At 52.3% G+C, this 21,135-nt stretch carries 20 protein-coding genes and 1 pseudogene; 19 read left to right on the top strand and 2 right to left on the bottom strand.

Features of this window, described 5'->3' with window-relative positions; genetic code table 11:
* Window positions 1-289 (bottom strand): annotated as a pseudogene (locus tag F8I07_RS01785) (hypothetical protein); the annotation flags it as partial.
* Between the two features lie 178 nt (window positions 290-467).
* Here F8I07_RS01785 and F8I07_RS01780 point away from each other — a divergent pair.
* From F8I07_RS01780 to F8I07_RS01695, 18 genes are all read left to right on the top strand, one after another.
* Window positions 468-719 carry a hypothetical protein gene (locus F8I07_RS01780; protein WP_292654960.1) on the top strand — a complete coding sequence of 84 codons (252 nt, stop codon included), beginning with the start codon at window positions 468-470 and terminating at the stop codon, window positions 717-719.
* Window positions 716-1,687: an EI24 domain-containing protein gene (locus tag F8I07_RS01775; protein WP_292654956.1), complete on the top strand. Its 972-nt coding sequence runs from the start codon at window positions 716-718 to the stop codon at window positions 1,685-1,687. Before F8I07_RS01780 ends, F8I07_RS01775 begins: the two co-directional genes overlap by 4 nt.
* Window positions 1,674-1,865, top strand: coding sequence for a hypothetical protein (locus F8I07_RS01770; protein WP_292654953.1), 192 nt, complete (start codon window positions 1,674-1,676; stop codon window positions 1,863-1,865). Before F8I07_RS01775 ends, F8I07_RS01770 begins: the two co-directional genes overlap by 14 nt.
* A 19-nt stretch (window positions 1,866-1,884) precedes the next feature.
* Window positions 1,885-2,709 (top strand): hypothetical protein, encoded by an 825-nt coding sequence (locus F8I07_RS01765; RefSeq protein WP_292654950.1) that lies wholly within the window; start codon window positions 1,885-1,887, stop codon window positions 2,707-2,709.
* Window positions 2,710-2,801: 92 nt separating this feature from the next.
* Window positions 2,802-4,235 (top strand): Asp-tRNA(Asn)/Glu-tRNA(Gln) amidotransferase subunit GatB, encoded by a 1,434-nt coding sequence (gatB, locus tag F8I07_RS01760; protein ID WP_292654947.1) that lies wholly within the window; start codon window positions 2,802-2,804, stop codon window positions 4,233-4,235.
* Window positions 4,232-5,812, top strand: a complete 1,581-nt coding sequence (locus F8I07_RS01755; protein ID WP_292654945.1) for a potassium channel protein — start codon at window positions 4,232-4,234, stop codon at window positions 5,810-5,812. The genes gatB and F8I07_RS01755 overlap by 4 nt, the downstream gene beginning before the upstream one ends.
* On the top strand, window positions 5,809-6,519 hold the full coding sequence (locus F8I07_RS01750) for a TrkA family potassium uptake protein (RefSeq protein WP_292654943.1): 711 nt from the start codon (window positions 5,809-5,811) through the stop codon (window positions 6,517-6,519). Before F8I07_RS01755 ends, F8I07_RS01750 begins: the two co-directional genes overlap by 4 nt.
* The gene (locus F8I07_RS01745) at window positions 6,516-7,406 is read left to right on the top strand and encodes an NAD(P)H-dependent glycerol-3-phosphate dehydrogenase (RefSeq protein WP_292654941.1); all 891 of its coding nucleotides are present in this window, start codon (window positions 6,516-6,518) and stop codon (window positions 7,404-7,406) included. The genes F8I07_RS01750 and F8I07_RS01745 overlap by 4 nt, the downstream gene beginning before the upstream one ends.
* Before the next feature lie 87 nt (window positions 7,407-7,493).
* Window positions 7,494-9,548 (top strand): glycine--tRNA ligase subunit beta, encoded by a 2,055-nt coding sequence (gene glyS / locus F8I07_RS01740; protein ID WP_292654939.1) that lies wholly within the window; start codon window positions 7,494-7,496, stop codon window positions 9,546-9,548.
* Window positions 9,545-10,438, top strand: coding sequence for a GTPase Era (era, locus tag F8I07_RS01735; protein ID WP_292654938.1), 894 nt, complete (start codon window positions 9,545-9,547; stop codon window positions 10,436-10,438). Before glyS ends, era begins: the two co-directional genes overlap by 4 nt.
* Window positions 10,439-10,560: 122 nt before the next feature.
* Window positions 10,561-12,087: a hypothetical protein gene (locus F8I07_RS01730; RefSeq protein WP_292654936.1), complete on the top strand. Its 1,527-nt coding sequence runs from the start codon at window positions 10,561-10,563 to the stop codon at window positions 12,085-12,087.
* Entirely contained in the window at window positions 12,084-12,737 is a 654-nt protein-coding gene (gene pilO / locus F8I07_RS01725; RefSeq protein ID WP_292654934.1) for a type 4a pilus biogenesis protein PilO, read from the top strand. Before F8I07_RS01730 ends, pilO begins: the two co-directional genes overlap by 4 nt.
* Complete coding sequence (locus F8I07_RS01720; RefSeq protein ID WP_292654931.1) at window positions 12,734-13,147, top strand: hypothetical protein; 414 nt, start codon at window positions 12,734-12,736, stop codon at window positions 13,145-13,147. Before pilO ends, F8I07_RS01720 begins: the two co-directional genes overlap by 4 nt.
* Window positions 13,148-13,157: 10 nt before the next feature.
* The gene (locus F8I07_RS01715) at window positions 13,158-14,627 is read left to right on the top strand and encodes a type II secretion system protein GspD (RefSeq protein WP_292654928.1); all 1,470 of its coding nucleotides are present in this window, start codon (window positions 13,158-13,160) and stop codon (window positions 14,625-14,627) included.
* Window positions 14,624-15,436, top strand: a complete 813-nt coding sequence (locus tag F8I07_RS01710) for an ATP-binding protein (RefSeq protein WP_292654925.1) — start codon at window positions 14,624-14,626, stop codon at window positions 15,434-15,436. The genes F8I07_RS01715 and F8I07_RS01710 overlap by 4 nt, the downstream gene beginning before the upstream one ends.
* Complete coding sequence (locus F8I07_RS01705; RefSeq protein ID WP_292654923.1) at window positions 15,429-16,127, top strand: hypothetical protein; 699 nt, start codon at window positions 15,429-15,431, stop codon at window positions 16,125-16,127. Before F8I07_RS01710 ends, F8I07_RS01705 begins: the two co-directional genes overlap by 8 nt.
* A 63-nt stretch (window positions 16,128-16,190) precedes the next feature.
* Window positions 16,191-17,939: a GspE/PulE family protein gene (locus F8I07_RS01700; protein ID WP_292654921.1), complete on the top strand. Its 1,749-nt coding sequence runs from the start codon at window positions 16,191-16,193 to the stop codon at window positions 17,937-17,939.
* A 2-nt stretch (window positions 17,940-17,941) separates the two neighbouring features.
* A complete protein-coding gene (locus F8I07_RS01695) occupies window positions 17,942-19,192 on the top strand; it encodes a type II secretion system F family protein (protein ID WP_292654918.1) in 1,251 nt (416 codons plus the stop codon).
* Window positions 19,193-19,247: 55 nt separating this feature from the next.
* On the opposite strand, the gene kdsB is transcribed toward F8I07_RS01695, so the two are convergent.
* Window positions 19,248-19,967, bottom strand: a complete 720-nt coding sequence (gene kdsB / locus F8I07_RS01690) for a 3-deoxy-manno-octulosonate cytidylyltransferase (protein ID WP_292654916.1) — start codon at window positions 19,965-19,967, stop codon at window positions 19,248-19,250.
* A gap of 149 nt (window positions 19,968-20,116) precedes the next feature.
* On the opposite strand from kdsB, the gene purH reads away from it, so the two are divergent.
* Window positions 20,117-21,135: bifunctional phosphoribosylaminoimidazolecarboxamide formyltransferase/IMP cyclohydrolase (gene purH, locus F8I07_RS01685; protein WP_292654914.1), on the top strand; the 1,019-nt coding region annotated here is incomplete at its 3' end.

The raw sequence follows: 21,135 nt of genomic DNA, 5'->3' as shown, positions 1-21,135 counted from the left end.
TGCCGATGGCTTTTTCCAGCTTTTTGATTGCCTCATCCTTTTTATTCTGACTGAGTGCGACGAGCACCTCCTGGGTCAGCGCAACGGCATCGACCGCCTCTTTGACCACTTTGACTTCGGCCTTTTGGGCATTGGCAGTGGCCTTGGCGTCTGTGACGGCTTTGGCGCTGACGCTTTTGCTGCTTGCCGTTTGCTTGAGCTCCTGCTTGGGCGCTTTGGCCTCTGCGGCATAGAGTCCGTTACCCAACAGCAGGGCTGCCGTAAGTGACGAGAGAAGAACCTTTTTCATTTGAACCTCCTTGGGGTTGTAATTTTGATGTTCCACTCTGAAAGTTTAGTTGATATAACTAAACAATAATGCTACACAGGTAGCAATATGAAAAGAAAATGTTTTTCAAAGATCTGTTTATCATTTGGCCGATTTAGGAGAGTATAATAAGTCCAGATCACAAAAGATGGAGTGTGCAATGGTGGAATTTTTCAAAAAGATGACCGAATGGATGCTGGAGAAAGAGGCAGACCTGGCTCAGAAGTGCGCCGTGGACCCGGAAGCGCTGGAGAAACAGATTGCCAAAGTGCAGGAGAAGAAGGAGCAGCTGGAGCGGGAGTGCGAGGAGAATCAGAAAGAGCTGGAGCATATCCTGACCCGGCTCAAATGGATCCAGGCCGAATCGCTCAAATGCCGGAATTCTCAGGGAGGGAAAGGAGAGGAGGGATGACACATTCGTACGGTATTTTCCTCCGAAGTCTGAGAGATCTGGTCCGCTGGCCCGTCCTGCGGGAGGTGCTGATCACCGGTCTGCCGATGCTGCTGATCTGGGCGGGGATCGGCTGGGTGGTCTGGAACCCGCTGCTGCACCTGACCACCTGGATTATCAGCTGGGTCCCTTTCAGTGTGGTCAAGGCCAATGGGGCATTGCTGATCCTCTTTCTGGTCTGGGCCCTGGCGGTTCTGGTCTCCTACGCTTTCGTCACGGCGATTCTGGCGCCGATCTTTTTCCGAAAGATGAAACGGGGGTATTACTACTACTCTTTTACCACTTTGCTGCTTTTCGCCGCCGGCTGGGCCTGGTACATTATGGCCAACTGGGGGACTTTCAAAAGTGCAATCGCCGACAAACTGCTGGTCTGGCTCCCTTTTCAGACCGTGGCGGAAGGGAGTGCCGTCCTACTGAATTTTTATATCCTCTACGGGTTTTACATCCTCAGTCTCTTTCTGATCCTCTCCTTTTATCGGAGTGATTTTCTCGAAACGGTTCGGGAGATCGACTACCCTGATGTTTCGATCAACGAAACGAAGATCAAGACGGCGCACGGATTTATCGCTTTGCGGGATGCCGGGCTCTTCGTCCTGCTGACGGTTGTCCTCTTCCCGCTCCTGCTGGTGCCCATTGTCAACGTCCTGATTCAGCTCTTTCTCTGGGCCTGGCTCTACCGGGATGCCAATTTCCGCGGCACCTGCCGGCTCTACTGTACGCCCGAAGAGTTCAAGCGACTCAAACAACACCGGTTTATCATCTGGAGCATCGCCTTTTTTGCCTCCTTGCTCAACTTCATTCCCATTATCAATATGTTTACGCCCTTTTTCGCCCAGCTGGTTGCCTTCCATTGGATCATGGTGGAAAAAGGAATCCGGGGGGCGACGGAAGCAAGCATAGAAAAGGAGAACTACGATGGAGAAGAGTGAGAAAGAGAGAGTGATCGTTTCGGGGCTTGAGATTCCCTTCTGGGATCTGGTCTGGTTCATGGTCAAACTGGCCCTGGCTTCGATCCCGGCGATGCTGATTATCTATATTTTCATTATGCTTTTGGGCCTGCTCTTCGGAGGGGTCGCCAACCTGATGGCACCGTTCTCCGGTGTCTGAATTGCAAAGGAGATATTCGATGCAAAAGAGAATCCTGGGAGTCTGCAGCCGTCTGGAGGCGGCGGAGGAACTGATCGATAAGTGCCGGGAACTCTCCGGGCGCCTGGAGGCAGGGGTGACGCTGCTCTACGTCAAAGAGGAGGGACTTTTCGAACTCCCGATCTATGAGGGCAGAGAGGCCACGATGGAAGTGGTCCGGGAGCACCTGGAATCCTTGCTGCGAAACCGGGGGATCGAAGGGTGGGCTCTGTTGGTTCGGGAGAACGACTTGCCGGATCAGGCGGCGCTGGAGGCCCAACGGGAGTCGTCACTTCTGATGGTCGCCGATCGGAATGATGAACTACCGGAGCTTATGGCCAAAGTCCGCCGCACTCTTTACGTTCTGTTGCCGGGACAGACACATTGCCCCTCTCGGGGATTGTTGGTCACAGAGACGGCCGGCGCAGGTCGCCACTGTCTGAACCTGGCCCGTCAAGCGGTCCCTGATATACAGTGGAAAGCCTATATGGATTATCAGTTTTTCCCGACGATGGCCGACGCCGAAATCGATCCGGTGGTGGGCGCTATGACTCCCGAGATTCTGGCCGAGGAGGAGTCGGAGATTATGCAGAGCCGTCGAGAGAGTTTTGAATCCTTCTGTCGGGAAGAGGGAATCGAAGGGGTTTTTGAAGTGGGAGAGCACGGCGTGGAAGAGGATGTGCTGGAACGTTTGCAGCGGGAGGGAGATGATCTACTGATGATCGCCGCGGAAGATCCGGAGAGTGTTTTGGGGGAGGGAGCCAAAGCGTTGATTCTCAGTGCTCCGGTGGATATCCTGGTCTGTTTCAATGTCCAGGGCCTCTAGGGCTCACGCTTCTGTAAAATCGGGATTAAATGGGGATTGGATATAATGACATTATTTTGATTCAGACGGCCTCTGAAAAGGATTAGACCATTATGTTTGAAACCGTTATCGGCCTGGAAGTACATGTCCAGCTCAATACCCGATCCAAGATTTTCTGTTCCTGCCCCACCAGTTTCGCGGAGCATCAGAACAAAAATACCTGCCCTGTCTGTCTGGGGCTCCCCGGTGCCCTCCCGGTGCTCAACAAAGAGGCGGTCCAAAAGGCGATGAGCTTCGGCTATGCCGTCAACGCCACCGTCAACCGCCGCTCCATCTTCAACCGTAAAAGCTACTTCTACCCCGACAGCCCCAAGGCCTATCAGATCTCCCAGTTTGACGTGCCCATCGTCCAGGACGGCGAACTCTTTATCGACACGGCAAAAGGAGAACGCAAACGTATCGGCATCACCCGGGCCCACCTGGAGGCCGATGCCGGCAAGAGCATCCACGAGGGGAACATCTCCAAAGTCGATCTCAACCGGGCCGATACCCCGCTGCTGGAGATCGTCAGCGAACCGGACATGCGCTCCAGCGAAGAGGCGGTGCTCTACCTGCGCAAACTCCACGCCATCGTCCGCTATCTGGATATCAGCGACGCCAACATGCAGGAGGGATCTTTCCGCTGTGACGTCAATGTCTCCATCCGCCCCAAAGGGAGCGAAGAGTTCGGTACCCGGGTCGAGATCAAGAACATCAACTCCTTCCGTTTCGTCAAACAGGCGATCGAGTATGAGGTGGAACGTCAGATCGAAGCCTGGGAAGACGGCGTCTACGACCGGGAAGTCTGGCAGGAGACCCGTCTCTATGACACCGCGACCGGCGAAACCCGCTCCATGCGGGGCAAGGAGGACAGCGCCGACTACCGCTATTTCCCCGACCCCGATTTGCGTCCGGTGATCGTCACCGACGCGATGATCGACGCGGCCAAGAAGATCCCGGAACTGCCTGACGAAAAGGTGCAACGCTATACCGAAGTGCTGGGAATCAAACGGGAAGATGTCCTGGTGATCACCGCCCAGAAGGAGATGGCCGCCTATTACGAAGCGATGATCGAGGCGGGAGCTCCCGCCCGCGCCGCGGTGACCTGGCTCACCTCCGAACTCCTGGGCCGGCTCAACAAAGCGGGGCTCGAGATCCAGGAGTCTCCGGTGAATGCGGTGACCCTGGGGCAGGTGATCGCCCGGATCGAAGACGGTACCATCTCCGGCAAAGGGGCCAAAGAGCTCCTCGATTATCTGATGGAAAACGAGGAGCGGGATGTGGACGCTCTCATCGAAAAGCTGGGGCTCAAACAGCTCAGTGACGACGGAGCGCTGCTGACGATTATTGATGAGATTCTGGCCGCCAATGCCGACAAAGTCGAGGAGTACAAAGCGGGCAAAGAGAAGCTCCTGGGCTTCTTCGTGGGACAGGTGATGAAAGCCTCCCGCGGTACCGCCAATCCCGGCAAGGTCAATCAGCTCCTCAAAGAGCGTCTCGGTACATGATCCGCGCGCTCCGGGAACGACTCGAATCGAAGATTCTTCACTGGGCGCTTCGGCTCAACCGTTCGTCACGCTACCGCCGTCTGCGGGAGAGGGTGACCGATCTTCTGGAGAACAACCAGAATCCCTATAAACGGCTCTTCGACCTTTTCATCATCTTTCTGATCCTCAGTTCGGTCTTCATTCTGATTTTCGAGGTCAAGCATCCGGTTCCGGTCTGGCTGGACTATTACGATATCTACTTTGTCTCTTTTGTTTTTCTTGTAGAGTATCTTCTGCGGCTCTGGATCTCCAGCGATCTGACAGGAGATCTGGTCCGGGAGTATGAGGAATCCTCGGCGGTAGGACGTGAGTTTAGAGTCTGGCCGGCCCTGGCGCGCGGCTTGCGGAAAAAGCTCGCCTATATGGTGACTCCCGCCGCCATCATCGATCTGCTGGCGATTCTCCCTGCTTACCGCCCTTTGCGGGTTTTGCGGATCTTCGTGCTCTTCCGTTTCCTCAAACTCCTGCGCTATACCCGGAGTATCAATCAATTCGTCGAAGTGCTGGGGACCAAACGTTTCGAACTGCTGACTCTGCTGGGACTGCTCTTTTTCGTTACGCTCACCGGAGCGATTGCGATCTATGTCCTGGAGGATATGAACAATCCGGCGATCCACAATATCTTCGATGCGATCTATTGGTCACTGGTAACTATCACGACCGTCGGGTACGGGGATATCGCTCCGGTTTCAGAGATGGGGCGGGTGATCGCCATGGTCATCATCCTCTTTGGAGTGGCGATGATCTCCTTTGCCACCTCGGTGATTGTCTCGGCTTTTTCTGAGAAGCTGACCGAACTCAAAGAAGAGCGGATCGTCGAGGAGATCAACCGAAAAGAGGAGTTTCTTATTCTCTGCGGCTACGGGCAGATGACCAAGATGTTTTTCCGGCAGTCCGAAGCGAAGCGCTATGATTACATCATCCTGGACAAGGACCCCCAAAGGGTCCAGGAAGCGCTTCACGACGGATACGATGCCATTGTAGATGATGCCAGCCGACACGAAACCCTGGCCCGTTTCAATATCAAAGGCTCCAGGGTCACCGTCTTGTGTATGACTCATGATGATGTGGAGAATATCTATATCACCCTCAATGCCAAAAGTATCGACCCGCGGATCCGGGTCATCGCCCGGGCCGGTACACCGGAGATCGTCAGCAAATACGAGCGGGCGGGAGCGGACCATGTCCTGCTGCCCAATCAGGCGGCAGGGACCATGATGGTGACGGCGATTCTCAAACCGACGATGTACAAGGCGATTCATGCCATCTTTACCGGGCAAAACGTGGCATTGCTCGATGAGGTTCGGGTCCTGGAACACAGCGAATTGGCGGGGCAAAGCGTGGGATTCATCGATTTTCGTGCCTACAAACTCATTCTCATCGGGATTCAAAAAGCCGAAACGAAGGATTTTCTCTTCAACCCCGAAGATTCGGTGGTCATGGAGGTTGGGGATGTCCTGCTGCTGATGGGGCACAAAGCCAATATCGCCTACTTCCGTGAAAACAGCTGCCTCGATGGAAGGAAGTGTCTGAGATGAGTCGGAACCGCATTATCCTTTTCGGTTATGGAAAGTTCGGACGCAGCATCGCCGATACGCTGGTGGAGTCCGAGGCCGAGGTGATTCTGGTGGAGTCGGAGGAGTCCCGATATCAGGCCTCCCTGAAAGGGGACTTCAAACGTTCTCTTCTTATCGATGTGACCAACGACAGTGCCCTGGAGACCCTGCCGGTTGACCCGAAGGATCAGTTGGTCTGCGTCATGGACGACGATCATCTCAATGTCTTTCTGGTCCTCTCACTCAAAGCGCTCTTTCCGGAGAACCGCATCCTGGCGCTCTCCGATTCGATCCATGCCACCCGCAAGCTCAAGATGGCCGGGGCCAGCCAGGTGATCGATCTCTATGCCGTCAGCGCCAACCGGATTCACAATATTCTCAACAAACCCATTGCCACCCGATTTCTGGAAGGGTTTTTGGACAGCAAACATGAATACAGTTTCCGGGAGATCGAGATCCCGGAGGGCTCCTTTCTGCACGGGCGCTCCCTCGACGAGATCGATTTCCGACGCTATGGGGTGATTTTTGTCGGGATGATCGACGTGGAACTGGGGAACAGTTTCATCTTTGTCACCACGGGACTGGAGCACAAACTCGACAGTGGTGATATCATCGTCTGCATCGGACACGACGAAGACCTGGACCGCTTCGAAGAGGCGATCCGGCATTCCGAGGAGGTAAACGAATGAAGATGGCGATCATCGGAGCGGGAAAATGGGGACAGGCACTTCAGCATGCCTACAGCCGCCGGAATGATGTGGTGATTACGTCGAGACATCGGCACGATCTTCCCAACTTTGTTCCCATAGAGGAGGCGATGCAGCGGGAGTATCTGGTCATGGTGATCCCGGCTCAGTTCGCCCGTCACTGGATGGAGAAACACTTCGTCGACCGGGGGCAGAAGGTCCTGGTGGCCGCCAAAGGGATCGAGATTGCGACGGGGGCCCTGCTCAATGAGGTCTTCGAGGAGTTTCTCCCCGCCGAACGCCTCGCTTTTCTCTCCGGTCCCTCTTTTGCCGCGGAGGTGATGCGATCTTTGCCTACGGCCCTGGTCGTCAGCTCTCTGAATCGTCAGCTAGCGGAGAGCTATGCCGGGGCGCTGCCCGATTTCATCAAGGGGTATGTCGATGACGACATCGCCGGAGCCGAGGTAGGAGGCGCCTACAAAAATGTCATTGCCATCGCCGGAGGGATTTGTGACGGATTGGAGTTGGGCAACAATGCCCGGGCGGCGATGATCTCCCGGGGCCTGGTGGAGATGGCCCGTTTCGGAGCCCATTACGGTGCCCGGGCCGAGACCTTTCTCTCCCTGGGCGGGGCGGGGGATCTTTTCCTCAGCGCCAGCAGTCGGCTCTCCCGCAACTACCGGGTGGGCCTGGGGCTGGCGGCGGGGAAGGACCGGGAGCGGATTCTGGAGGAGTTGGGCGAGGTGGCGGAAGGGGTCCCCACGGCGGAAGCCCTTTACCGTATCGCCCAAAATGAGCGTCTCTACCTCCCCATCGCCGCAGAGGTCTATGCCATGCTCTTCGAGGGTAAAGATCCCCGTCAGAGCGTCGGTGATCTGCTCAAACACTGATCCACCTTCCTTTCACCCCTTTTTCGATAAAATCATAGCCATAACTCTTCCGACGGATATCCCGCCGGGATCATAAGGATCGAAAACGTGACGACGCAAGCTCTCTTGATCGAAATCGGAGTGGAGGAGCTGCCGGCGATTCCTCTGCTCAAAATTCTGGACCGTATCGAAAAATCCTGGAAGGAGATCCTCGCTGAGCGACAGCTCGAAAGCGACTTCGACTTCCTCTACACCCCCCGACGTCTCGTCCTGCAGCATCCGGCGATTCCCCTGCGCCAGGCCGATCGGGTGGAAGAGCTGGTGGGGCCGCCGGTGGAGATCGCTGTTCGTGACGGCAAGCCGACGCCGGCAGGGGAGGGCTTTGCCCGAAAGTGTGGTGTGGCTTTCGAGGAGCTTCAGCGCCTGAAAAAGGGAGAACGGGAAGTGCTCTACTACCGCCGGGAGGTTCCGGGCCGAGAGACTGAGGCGCTGCTTCCCGAGATGATCCGTGAATGGATTGCCTCTATGAACTTCGGCAAGATGATGCGCTGGAGTGACCGGCATGACGAGTTCATCCGCCCCGTCCGATGGCTCCAGGTCCGCCTGGGCGATCGCAGCGTGCCGGCCGAACTCTTCGGTGTTGCCTCCGACAAACAGACCTATCTGCACCGGATGGTGAGCTTCGATCCGGTGGAGGTTCCCGATATCGAGAGTTATGGCAAGATCCTGGAGGAGGGCAGAGTGATCCTGGATCCTGCCCGACGCCGGGAGATGATTCGCGAAGACTTTGCCGCTATCGAAGCCGAGAGCGATCTGCGGATCGAAGAGGACGAAGCGTTGTTGAATGAGGTGGTGGCGATTACCGAATACCCCAAGGCCCTGATGGGAAGCTTTGACGAGAAGTTCCTGGAACTGCCGCCGGAGGTGATCATCACCTCCATGAAGGAGCATCAGCGCTACTTCCCGGTCTTCGATGCGGCGGGGAATCTCTCCAACCGTTTCGTTGTCGTCAGCAACGCCGTCACCGACGACTACAGCCAGGTCATCGCCGGCAACGAGCGGGTTCTGCGGCCCCGGCTGGAGGATGCACTCTTCTTCTACCGCAACGATCTGAAGCGGGGGCTGACGATCGACGGCCTGGAGAAGATCCAGTTCATCGACGGTCTGGGGACCCTGCGGGACAAGGTGGACCGGGAGCGCAATATCGCCCTGCGCCTGGCCGGGATCTACATGGACGAGCTGGAACACGAGACGGGACGCAGCGCACTGGAGATCGAGGGGCTGATGGACCGGGCGGTGACGCTGGCCAAGGCGGATCTGCTGACAGAGATGGTCTACGAATTTACGGAGTTGCAGGGACTGATGGGCTACTACTACGCCAAGGCCCTGGGAGAAGATCCCCTGGTCTGCACCGCCATCAAAGAGCAGTATCGTCCCGAAGGGGAGGGGGCAGAGCTTCCCAGCACCATCTTCTCGTCGATTCTGGCCATGGCGATCAAACTCGATACTCTCCTGGGGCTCTTCAGTGTCGGGCAGATTCCCACGGGTTCGCGGGATCCTTTCGCTCTGCGCCGGGCGGTCAACGGCATTATCCGCATCGTGACCCGTTACGATCTGAGCTTCGATATTCCTGTGATCCTGGAGCTTTTGGCCGATCAGTACGCTCCTTTCGAGCGGGAGCGTCTGGAGGAGTTCATTCTGGAGCGGGTCTACAAATCCCTCCGGACCAACCCCTCCGTCATCACCGCCGTCCTGGCGACTGGCGAGCGGGATATCAACGAACTGGCCAAAAAGGTTGAAGCCCTCACGGAGATCCTGGAGCGCCGGGAATCGCGGGAACTCTTCACCACTTTCAAACGGGTCGCCAATATCTCCGCGGAGGTTGATCTCTCCGGAGATCTGAGTGTCGATCCGGCTCTCTTCCGATCGGAAGAGGAGCAGAAACTCTGGGAGGCGTTTCAGGAGACACAGAGACGGGAGTATGCCGATTACCGCCAGGAGCTCGAGGCGCTCTTCGCCCTGAAGCCCACACTCGATGCCTTCTTCGATGCTGTTTTGGTCAATGCCGAGGAGGAGGATCTGCGGCGGAACCGTCAGCATCTGGTCGCCTCCATCTACCGCGCTTTCCTCTCGATCGCTGACCTCAAAGAGATCTCCGTATGAGTTCCCAGCCTATGCGCGCCGGTTTCGTCGCCGTGGTCGGGCGCCCGAATGCCGGCAAAAGCACCCTGCTGAACCATCTGGTGGGCGAGAAGCTGGCCATGGTCTCCAAAAAGGCCCAGGCGACCCGCAAGCGGATGAACATCATCGTCATGCACGACAATGCCCAGATTATCTTCGTGGACACTCCGGGGCTGCACGAGAAAGAGAAGCTCCTCAACCGGTTCATGCTCGAAGAGGCCCTCAAAGCCATCGGTGATGCCGATCTGATCCTCTTCATCTCTCCGGTAACCGATTCGCTGGAGGAGTATGAGCGTTTTCTCCAACGGATCGAGAAGAAAGGAACTCCCCATATCGTGCTCCTGAGCAAAATCGACCAGGCGAGCAACGAGAAAATCCTGGCCAAGATCGCCGAATACAGCCGCTACCAGGACCGCTTCCTGGCGCTGATCCCCTATTCGGTCAAAAAGAACGTGGGTCGCGAGCAGCTCCTTGACGAGATCGTCAAACATCTACCCGAACACCCCTGGCTCTACGATCCGGAGATCCTCACGACGGAGAATATCCGGGACATCTACCGGGAACTGATCCGGGAAGCGCTCTTCGAAAAGCTCAGCGAGGAGATCCCCTACGAGAGCGACGTGGTGATCGACCGGGTCGAAGAGGGCGAGGAACTCGACCGGGTCTATGCGACGATCATCACCGAAAAAGAGACCCAGAAGCGGATGATTATCGGCAACCGGGGTGAATCGATCCGCCGTCTGGGAGCCCACGCCCGGAAGCTCATGGAGGCCTTTGCCGGCAAGAAAATCTATCTGGATCTGCATGTGGTGGTACGCAAAGGGTGGAGCAAGAACAGAAAGAACCTCGAAGAGATCGGTTATATCTTCTAGCTTCTATTTCATAAGAGTTATTTCGGTAAATTTAAAGAAAACGACATAAATGAAGCGTAAATAAGTTTACTTTAATATTATAACATATACAATTGACACTGAAGGTAACGGAAGGAAGGGGTATGAAGGGAAGCAAAGAAGAAAAGACGTATCAGTCGATTGTGACGATTGATAGCTACAACCATCGTTTCTATCTCTATAAAAACGATACGCTGCATGCCATCGACAAATTACAGTTCAAACGGCACAATTACTACACGACTTTTGTCGCCAACAAAGATCTGATTATCGCACCTCTCGAGATCAGCCGCAACATTCCCGATGAAGATATCGCCGGGGCACTGGAAGACAAGGCCTATGACGAATTGGGTTTGGACCCCGCTACTGAATATCTTTTCCAATATCGGGAGGTCACGGGCGAGGGAGAAGGAAGAAAATTTCAGCTCTTTGTTTTGGACAGGGGACGCTACGATGAACTTTTCGCCGAGGTTCGTGAGGAGATCAAGTATATCGACCTGGTCGTGCCGGCGCCGCTGCTCTATCAGCCGCTGTATGAAAACAGTATCCTGGAAGGGAAGAAGGTTCACTGCTTTCTCTACTTCACCCATTACGATACGACATTGACCTTTTATCGTGACGGGGAGTATCTCTATAGCAAATCGATTCAGTACACACTGAAGCATCTCTATGACCGCTATTGTGAGATTGCCGGCAAGACCGTTGATGAGAAGCAGTTTTTCAGGATTTTCCAGAAAGAGGGGGTCAAAACGACCCATCTGGAATTTCAACAGAACCTGACAAAACTCTTCAACGAGATCTTTATCACCATCAATGACATTGTTATCTATACCAAACGTGCCTACAATGTCGATGTCATTGACCATATGTATATCGGCAGCGAACTAGGGCCTATCAGCGGAGTCGATGAATATGCCCAGAACTATCTGGGACTCTACTCCAGTTCGATGATCTTCGATTTTAAGATCAAGAGTGACGAATGGTACGTTGATCAGTATCATCCCTTGATGGTCCGAAAGAGTGAAAAATATCTGGAAGATCCGGAAGGGATGATCAATTTCTCCCAGAATCCGAGACCACCGGTTTTCCACAAACGGGCTAGCGGCCAGTTTATTCTGAGCCTTGCTGCGGCGATTTTGCTGGCGTCTGCCTATCCGCTTTACTATCTTACCACTTCCTACCTGATTGATTTGAAAAATTATCAATTGAGCAAACAGGAACACCAATTGGCGGCTGAGGTTGCGAAATATCGTTCGATTCTCGGCAAGAAAAAAGCGAAAATCAAAGAGTTGGATGCCCGAATCGCTCAACTTCGTAAAAGTTACAACGCCAAAGAGAAAACATTGATCTCCGTGTATGACAAAAAGGTCAATTACCGGCTCAAATCCAACCAGTTAGCTGCGTTTGCCGATGAGCTGTCACGCTTCGGTCTGCATAGTGATGAAATGACAAGCAACGAAGATCATTACGCTATTTCCATACTCGCGAACAGTGATGAAAATATCACCGGCTTGGTCAAAGATGTGACGGAAAAGTATGCGAAAGAGATCAGCCGGATCGATATCGAGCGAATCGCGGCGGATGAGAACAGCTCGTTCTATCGAGGTATTTTGAAGGTGGATCTGAAATGAGATATATAGAAGACAAACTTGAAAGCCTGGACAACTATTTCGTCAATAAAACCAGTTCGGAGAAGTGGTTGATTATTCTGATTCTGGCGGGGATGATAGGGTACATTCTCTATCTCTATCTGTTTCCTTATGCGGAAGATCGTTACAATTCCAGCAAATTGACACAGAAGCAACTGCAGCAGAAAATTGCCGAAGAGGAAACCTATTTGCATTCGATTACCGTCAACGGTGATCGAAACTATTACATCAAAAAGTTTGATCGTGAAATTGCGCAGAAGCAAAAAACGATCGAAGATTATCAACAGCGGATCGCTCTGCTTGATCGTAATTTCCAAAAACTCTCCGAAGTACTCTTCAATCGTCACAACTGGGCAATCTTTCTGGACTCCATTACCTCGAGAGCCCATGCCAATGACGTCAGTATCCTGGAGTTGCAGAATCATTATGTCAATGACAATAAGAGTTTCGGACATGTGTTGGAAACCGGTATCAAATGCAAGGGCAAATTCCAGAGTATCATAGCCTTTATCAACGACCTGGAGCAGAATAAGTTGGTTACCGACGTCTATCACACCGACATTCGTCTGGATCCGAAACGAAAGACGATTGTGGCAGACCTTAATGTCTCTGTCTGGGGGGTGAACCGATGAAATACCTATGGATAAGTGGTCTGCTGCTCTTCTATCCGCTTCAGGCGGAGCTGAGTGTTCAGAAGATCAATGAGATGGTAAAAAAGATTCAGGGTAAACGGCAGAGTAAAGTCACAGTAGACTTCGGTAAAGTAGTCTCTCCGTTTGGGATTGTCGTCACAAAAACGGATGAGAACAGTACGGCGGCTCCGGTTATCAAAGTAATGGAGCAGCAGGCCAGTTTCGATCTCAGTGCGATCATCAACGATCGTGCACGCATCAATGGTCGCTGGCTCAAAGTGGGCGATACGATTCAGGGATACCGTGTCGAGTCGATCGGCGAAAATCGTGTTTTGCTGAAAAAAGCGGATTGGAGTGTGGAGCTTTTCCTTCCCAATCCGGAAAATACCAAACTATTTCAAATCAAATGAGGGGTAACAGATGATGGCTAAAACTATAAGAAAAATCCTGATGGGTCTTTTAATGACAGGATTCTTTGCCGCAAATGCATCGGCGGAAGGTTGTACGGACAAACTCTTCAGCGTCACTATGAACAGCGAAACGACCATTGGAGATGCGGTGGACAATCTGGCTGAGACCTGTGGGTTGACCGTGATCGTCAAAGACGCAGGGGCTCAACATCGCCTGAACAAAAAGCTCTACTATATGAAACTGAAAAACGCTTCGCTCAAAAGCTTTTTGGATACTCTGCTGACTGACAACGATCTGAGTTACTCTCTGAGAGGTAACAAGCTTGTTATCTCCTACTTTATTACAAAGACATACAAACTGCATTATATTGCAGGGTACCGTCAGGGAGAAAACAAAACGGTCGTGAACCTTTCTTCGTCTACCGATGATAGTGACAGCAAATCCGATAACGGTTCCAATATCAAAATTACCAGCAAGTACAAATTTGATTTCTGGATGAAGATCAAAGATGAGATCAAAAAGATTCTGAGAACCGCAAATGATGCGGGTGCCCACTACACAAGAGTCAAAGATGCCTGGATCGGCCCTGACGGTCAGAAATGGGAATACAACCCCCTCGATCCGATCGTGAACAGACAGGCAGGCTTGATTACGGTGACGGGAACGGCCCGGCAGATTGCACGGGTGGATCGCTATATTTCGGCCCTGATGAAGCAGGCCAAAGCCCAGGTAATGATTGATGTAAGGATCATTGATGTCCGCCTGAACAACAATAGAAGTACAGGAATTGACTGGAACAAAATTTTTGATTCTTCACTTAGTTGGGGAGGCCATTATAACTTTAGCGGAATAGGTCATGACAATGGAGCGATTTCTTTTGGGTTGCAAGGTGATTTGACAGGAATTCTCAAATTTCTGAACAGCCAGGGGGATGTCACCGTGGTCTCCAGTCCGCGGGTCATGACGCTGAATAATCAACCGGCCATTATTCGTGCAGGCCAAAAAATCAACTATGTGATTTACGATACCAAAATTACAGACTCCGGTGCGATTGATAAGACAGCCAAACCTAAAAACATTTTTGTAGGTATTTTGCTGAGTATCACGCCAGAGATTGATGAACGGGGGATGGTTACACTGAAAATCAACCCGACGATCTCCGAACTTGTTGACAAAAATGAAGTCATCAGCCAAACGGAACGTACAGTGGCTCCGGATACCTTTGACAAGCAAATCTCTGCGGTGATCAAGGTCAAAGATGGAAACCACGCGATTCTTGGAGGAATGATCACAAGAACGAAAGGGGTCAAAAGTGACAAAGTTCCTCTCCTCGGCAGCATTCCTCTGCTTGGACATGCCTTTAAAAGAGAAGAAGTTACCGACGTCACCGACGAATTGGTGCTGATCATCACTCCCCATATCATCCGACCGCACAAAAATCTGACTCTCAAAGATCTAGGTTACAGCAAATTGCGATGACGCAGGGATATGTAGAGGCGAAAGAGGCGTTCGTCGATGAGATCAAAGTCGACGAATATATTGAACTCGAAGGGAGTATCCGAGCTTATAAACAGCTAGAGTACAGCCTGGAGAGGTCGCTGAAGATGGTGCTGCTCTTTGGAAAACCGGGGACCGGGAAAACCATTCTGCTTCATCGGCTCTATGCACAGCACAAAAACAAAAAAGACCTCCATTTCATCGAAACCCCTACCGGAAATCGCCGGGAATTCTACGACAAACTTTTCACGATTTTTACCGGGCAGAAGATGCCGCCAAACAGTACGATTAGTTTTGAGACTTTTGTCGCTTACGGCAAAAAGGTAAAAGACGAGCGTAAAATTATCATTCTTTTAGATGAGGCGCAGATGTATCCGACGGAAATGTTGGAGGAGATCCGTATCCTCTCTGATACAGGGAGCATCAAGTTCGTGATCTCTCTTCATAAAACCGATAATGAAGATCTCATGGCCAAAAAGCACTTTCAGTCGCGAATCTGGGAGACGATCGAGCTGAAAAATGCCGAATTGAGCGAGATCAGGACCTATATCCACAAACGTCTTTTGAATCAAGGATTGACCGAAGTTGCCAATCAGCTCAAGGATCGGCACTTCAAACTCATTTATCGATTGACCGGAGGAAATATGAGGGAGTGCAACAAACTTCTTTATACCGCGTTTGAGATTGCGGAATATTATGACAAACATCACCCGGCCAAACTCGACTATCGCCGTTTTCCTTCGAAAATTCTGGAGATGGCCGCCATCAAAACAGGCATGATCCATGTATGATATCGAGGCGCTGGAGCGGCAGTGGCAGCGCTATCGCCGCAAACGGATCCTACGAAGAAGCGCGATAGCTTTTGGAATCTTTCTTCTTCTGGCTTTTCCCATCGCTTATATGACATACAAAGGGACTTATCGCGGTGTCGCCAATCCCGTGAAACTCTCCCAAACTTCACCGAAAGGTACGGAGATGAATCGGAGCCTTCTGTCTGCTTCACATCCCGTGCTACAGAAGTCACTTCGGCCTGCAGCCCCCTCTCTGGCGACACCGACCCCTCCGCCCAAAAAACCTAAAATAGTGATTACGCTCTCTGACCGCAACGCTCCGACGTCGGATGCGGGTAATCTTTCGGGTGAAGAGAAACGGATTCGTCTGGAAGTGACCGATGCAAAAAGCCGTCAGGTGGTCAAAGAGATTGAAACACGTTTCTCGAATACCCAGGATTATGACGATGCGATCTATCTGGCCAAGTACTATTATGGGAAACATCGCTACAAAAAAGCCGAAATCTGGGCGATGCGGGCAAACAGTATCGACAGTTCCCAGGAGGAGAGTTGGCTGCTTTACGGCAAAGCCAAAGCGAAACAGGGGCATCGTGCCGCCGCATTGCGGATTTTGCAGGCCTATTATGATCAAAGCGGTTCGATGCGGGCCAAAATGATCATCGATCGGATTCGAAGAGGCAAACGATTTTGAGTATTTCCTAACAGGATTGGCTATAATCGAGTCGGAGTATCAACGAAAAAGGAGAGCGGTGAAATGGTAGAGCTGACCGAACAGATGGTCAGAGACGGTATCGTGACCAAAGAGGATCTTGCCAAACTGGTCCGTCGCCGTCCCCCCCTGAAGATCACACTGGGAAATATGATCAAAGAGAAGATCGTCGATGTGGAAAAGATCGAGGATTATATCGCCAAAAAAGCCCGGAACGGGTCGATTCCCTTTTCTTGGATCAAAGAGTTGGAGAAAGAGGGGATCAATCTGGAACCGGTGATCCGAAAGGTTGCCGAAGAATTGCATATTCCCTATGTGGATCTTGACGAAAAGGAGATCGATGTTCAGTTGTTCAGTCGGGTGCCTTACAATCAGCTACTGCGCTATCATGCTGTTCCCGTCGAAGAGACCGATCTGAATGTCCTGGTGGTTTTCGAAGATCCCTTGGATATGGGTGCCCAGGATGCCCTACAACGTTTATTCCCCCGCAAACCCATTCAGGTGGCGACATCCCTTCCCAAGAAGATTATGGAAGTACTTCAGCGGATGGAGCTCAGTGAAAGCCTTAAAGAGTATGTCGATGCAATCCGTCGTGATCTCAAAGACGGTGGAATGGAGAAAGAGGGCGAAGAGGAGTCTCCGGCGGTTTTGAAACTGATCGATCTGATCTTCAAAAATGCTGTTTTCAAACGGGCCAGCGATATTCACATTGAAGCGACGGAGAAAAACTGTATTGTTCGAGATCGGATTGACGGAATGTTGACTCAATCCTTTGTCTTTGACAAAGATATTTTCAGTCCGCTCGCCTCCCGGATCAAACTGCTGGCCAACCTGGATATCGCCGAAAAACGCAAACCCCAGGACGGCCGGATCACGACCAAGGTAGCGGGTCGGGAGTTTGATTTCCGGGTATCGACGCTTCCCACATTGTTGGGGGAGTCGATCGTTCTGAGGATTTTGGACAAGAGTAAGGTCCTGGTGAAACTCGAAGAGGCGGGCATGAGTGAGTTCTGTTACAAACGGTTCACCGAAGCGATCAAGGTCCCCTACGGTATTGTTTTGGTGACCGGTCCTACCGGAAGCGGTAAGACAACGACTCTCTATGGAGCTCTGAATGCTATCAAAGATGTCAAAGACAAAATCATCACCGTCGAAGATCCTGTGGAGTATCAGATGCCGGGGATTCAACAAGTGCAGGTCAATCCTCATGCTGATCTGACATTTGCGGCGGCATTGCGTTCTATTCTTCGGCAGGATCCCGACAAGATCATGATCGGGGAGATTCGGGATACGGAGACGCTGCGGATTGCGATTCAGGCGGCTCTGACCGGTCACCTGGTTCTTTCAACGCTCCACACCAATGATGCGCTCAGTGCGGTAACCCGGATTATCGATATGGGGATCGAGAGCTACTTGGTCAGTGGGGCTTTGGTGGCGATACAGGCGCAACGGCTGGTGCGAAAGATCTGTCCCTACTGCAAGACAACGGAGATACTCACATCCCATGTGATGGAGGAGATTCAACCGTATATCAATGTGGACAATCCGGTTTTTTATCACGGGACTGGATGCAAAGAATGCAACAATACCGGATATATGGGACGAGAGATGATTGCTGAAGTTTTGCCGATCAGTGAGAAACTTTCCCGGATGATCGCCGCCAACGCTTCAAAAGAGCAGTTGACGGAACAAGCGATGAAAGAGGGGTTTGTCACCATGTTTGAAGACGGAATCCACAAAGCGTTGGCGGGTGAAACAACCGTCGAAGAAATTTTCAGAGTAGCAAGGTTGTAACGATGTATTACAAAGTCACATTGATGCAGCGGGGTAAACGGACCTTTAAGGTCTATGAAGCCCCCAACAAAAGGGCCGCAGCCGCCAGAGCCAAGCGGGAATTTCCTCGGGCCGTAGTAGTGAAGACCGTGGAGACGGCCGCACCGGTGGAGGATATCCTGAAAAAGATCGGCAAAGATCTCCAAAAACTCACCAAAGGGAAGATCAAGCTGGACGATAAAATCGCCACCATCCGTCAGATTGCCGTGATGACCGATGCCGGTATTCCGATCAACGATACCTTGGAGGATGTGGCGGCAAATACCACCAACAAAAAACTTCGTGAAATCTATCAGAATATTGCTGCCGATATCAATGCGGGAAAGAGTATGTCTCAGGCCATCGCTCCCTATGCGGAGGAGTTCGGGCATGTCACGATTGCGATGACCAATCTAGGGGAGAAGACCGGAAACTTTCCCGAGTCCTATCACAAATTGGCCGATATCCTGGAAAATATCCGGAACAATACCGCCAAATTCAAAAAAGCCCTGCGTTATCCTTTGATTACATTAACGGCAATGGCGATTGCTTTTGTCATCCTTATTATGATGGTTGTGCCTAAATTCCGCGCTATCTTCGAAGAGTTCCATGCAGATCTTCCGATGCCGACAAAAGTGCTGTTGGGGATTGAATATGCCTTCAGTCATTACGGGCTTCTGTTGCTGGCCCTTTTGATCGGATCTATCACCGCCATAGTGCTTCTGTATAAAAACAATAAAAACTTCAAATATTGGGCAGACAAAATAATGGTTCATCCACGGTTTTATCTGATCAATCGGGTGATCTTTCTCTCCTCAATGTACAACTATACGCTGGTCTTCGGTGAACTGGTCCGGGCGGGAATCCCTGTTTCCGAAGCGCTCAATACAGCAGTCGATATGGTTAGCAATGACTATATCCGAGAAAAACTGGAAACCGTCAATGTCAATATCGGTCGGGGGATGAGTCTGACAGATGCCTTTGAACAGACCGGCCTCTTTGAAAACATGCTTTTGCAGATGATCAAAGCCGGAGAGTCCAGCGGCCAGTTGGACAAGATGCTTCAGAAGGTGACCGAATATTACAATATGCGTTTTCAGGACATCATCGACAACCTCTCCAGCTATATCGAACCGATTATGCTTTTTTTCATTGCCGGTCTGGTCCTTTTGATGGCTTTGGGGATCTTTCTGCCGATGTGGGATCTGGGGCGAGCGGTCAAAAACGCTCCCTAATTCAGTTCCGGGAAGTATTAGGGGTTTTCTCTTTTTTTACGCTTTTTTCTTGCTTTCAGAGCATATGTTTGCGGAGGACCTTCTGCAGGTCCTCGGGGGTATCGATCCCGAAACTCTCCGTTTCCACTTCCGTCATAGCGATCCGATAACCGTTGGCCAGGATACGCAGCTGCTCCAGCTTTTCGATCTGTTCCAGTGCCGAGGGTTCCAGGGAACAGTAGGTGCGTAGAGAAGCCATGGTGTAGCCGTAGAGTCCCAGATGCCCTTTGTAGGCATCGAAATGGTGGTCTCTGGGGTAGGGGATCTTGGCACGGGAGAAGTAGAGGGCCATGCCTTCATCGTCGGTGACTACTTTGACGAGATTGGGATCGTCGGCTTCGGGATTGCTGACGATCTTGTAGGCGCTGCTGGCGAGGATTTCCGGATTGCCGGCGGAGGCTTTGGTCAGGGCGTAGACCCGTTCCACCACCTCCTCCTCGATGAAGGGTTCGTCCGCCTGGACATTGAGGATGATCTCATCGTCCGGAAGTCCCAGAATCGAAGCGGCTTCGTAGATCCGGTCGGTTCCGGATTGGTGGCTTTCGGAGGTCATAACGGCACGGATCCCATAGCTTTCGGCGAGTTCGACTACCTCCCGGCTGTCGGTGGCGATGACCACCGGATCGAGGCCGGCGACGGCCTGTGCGGTCCGGATGACCATCGGTGTGCCGAGGATATCCGCCAGGACTTTGCTGGGGAAACGCGAGGAGCCGATCCGGGCGGGAATGATGATCATGGGAAACCTTTTGCTTTTTGATGATTATAAACTCTCCCCCTTTAACTTTCGCCTCTTTTACCCTGCCTGGGATATAATGTGGTCCTCTGAAACCTTTCTATAACGAGTATACAGAGGGCTTATAATCAAATATCTAGAGAAGGATGCCGATGCGTGCATTGTTGAGTGTCAGTGACAAGAGCGGAATCGTGGAGTTTGCCAGAGGACTGGCGGATCTGGGCTGGGAGATTGTTTCGACCGGCGGGACCTATCGAACCCTCAGCGAAGCGGGGATCCCGGTGACGGAGATCGACGAAGTGACCAAATTCCCGGAGTGCTTCGAGGGACGGGTCAAGACCCTCAATCCCTACGTTCATGGAGGGATCCTCTACAAACGGGGAGAGGAGGCCCACCGGAAGCAGGCCGAGGAGCTGGGCATTACCGGGATCGACCTGGTTTGTGTCAATCTCTATCCTTTCAAGGAGACCATAGAGCGGACCGACGACTTCGACGAGATCATCGAAAATATCGATATCGGGGGGCCTACCATGGTCCGTTCTGCCGCCAAGAATTTCCAGGATGTGATTATCGTCACCGATCCGGCCGATTACACTCCGGTGTTGGAGGCACTGCGGGATCAGCGTGAGAATCTGGAGTTTCGTCGGGAACTGATGATCAAGGCCTTTGAACACACCGCCGCTTACGACAGTATGATCGCCAACTATATGAACGGTCGCTTCCACGGAGGCTTCGGGCGCTATCAGTTTATCAGCGGCCGCAAGGTCTTCGATACCCGCTATGGAGAGAATCCTCATCAGCAGGGAGCCCTCTATCAGTTCGGCGACCATTTTACCCGTCACTTCAAAGCCCTCAAAGGTGAGGCGAGCTTCAACAACATGACCGATATCAACGGGGCGGTGAAGATCGCCGCCGCTTTCGGTGACGCGCCGGCTGTCTGTATCGTCAAACACGGCAACCCCTGCGGTTTCGCCATCAAGTCCGATCTGCTGGAGAGCTACACTGAAGCCCTCAAATGCGATCCGGTGAGCGCCTTTGGCGGGGTCGTGGCCGTCAACGGGATCGTGGACAAAGCACTGGCCGAGAAGATGAACGAGATTTTCCTGGAGGTGATTATCGCCGGGGATTTCACCGAGGAGGCGGTGGAGGTCTTCTCTGCCAAAAAACGGAT

Origin of the sequence: Nitratifractor sp., from assembly GCF_015487065.1 — a bacterium.
Classification (GTDB): Bacteria; Campylobacterota; Campylobacteria; order Campylobacterales; family Sulfurovaceae; genus Nitratifractor.
This window is presented reverse-complemented; position numbering and strand designations above follow the sequence as displayed.